General features: G+C 66.7%; 1 protein-coding gene. It reads left to right on the top strand.

What is annotated here, in order from left to right; all coding sequences use genetic code 11:
- Positions 1-121: 121 nt before the first annotated feature.
- A partial coding sequence (locus ACFQQL_RS19125) for a fatty acid desaturase family protein (protein ID WP_465254085.1) occupies positions 122-580 on the top strand: 459 nt, incomplete at its 3' end.

Genomic DNA, 580 nt, shown 5'->3' with positions numbered 1-580 from the left:
ATACCGGATCATCGCCGCCGAGGCCACCGCGTTCCTCGATGAGTGCGCCCACCGGACCGACACCGCATGGACCGAACCCGTCCCCTCCGTCGCACGCCTGGGACTCTCCGCCCTCGACGGGCTGGTCCTGCGCTGGCTTGTCGACCGCGACAGCGACGTGATCGGGCGCGAACTCGACGAGATCCGACGCGACGTCGAGGATTCGCGCGGCGAGCGCGATGCGCGGTACATCCGCAATGTCATCCGGCTCCAGCGCGTTCTGGAGGTCGGTGGCCGGCTGACCCTGTTCGGCAGCAAGTACCGGCCTGCCTGGTTCGCCGGCACCACCATGCTGGCCCTGGCCAAGTGCATCGAGAACATGGAGCTGGGCCACAACGTGGTGCACGGCCAGTGGGACTGGATGAACGATCCCGAGGTGCACTCGAGCACCTGGGAATGGGACGTCGTCGGGCCCTCCGCGCACTGGAAGCAGACGCACAACTACCTGCACCACAAGTACACCAACATTCTCGGCATGGACGACGACGTGGGATACGGCCTGCTCCGCGTCACCCGGGACCAGCGGTGGAAGCCGTTCAAC

Origin of the sequence: Georgenia alba, from assembly GCF_042665525.1 — a bacterium.
Lineage (GTDB): Bacteria > Actinomycetota > Actinomycetes > Actinomycetales > Actinomycetaceae > Allobogoriella > Allobogoriella alba.
Note: the sequence above shows the minus strand (reverse complement) of the source record. Positions and strands in the feature narration are given on the sequence as shown.